Raw genomic sequence first — 452 nt, forward strand, 5'->3', positions numbered from 1 at the left:
CCGTGCCTGCACATCCTGCAATATCGGCTCATACTCCGGTGTGGGGTAGAGGTACAGCACCGCATCAATTTCATAATTAACAATACTGGCGGACTGCACGGTCAGGCGATCGGCAACGGGGCGCACGTCCTCATCATTCAGGGCAGTATTCACGACGGCAATCAGTTCATCACTGGCCGCCCCGTTCCCGTCACGGGATAAGATGCTGACCGTGACATACGCCGGTGCGGGACTGATGACCGAGGCATCGGCCACCCGGCCGTCCGCACTGCGTGCGTAGTATTCATAAGACGCCACGGGGCCCGCGACACTCAAGCCCTCAAACGCCTGCGGAATACGGACCCGAAAATCCGCGTCCGATTCCATCACGGCAGAGACAGGCGGCACGGCGTTATTGTTGGCCGTCTGCAAGACCAAACGTCGCACATTATTATTGGCACCAAGCTGGTCTA

At 58.4% G+C, this 452-nt stretch carries 1 protein-coding gene; it reads right to left on the reverse strand.

The genetic code is table 11. The features are described 5' to 3' along the window. The coding region (locus NXS07_RS20830; RefSeq protein ID WP_258087612.1) for a baseplate assembly protein at positions 1–452 on the reverse strand (452 nt) is incomplete at both ends.

Source organism: Xenorhabdus bovienii (genome assembly GCF_024721015.1).
Taxonomy (GTDB): Bacteria; Pseudomonadota; Gammaproteobacteria; order Enterobacterales; family Enterobacteriaceae; genus Xenorhabdus; species Xenorhabdus bovienii.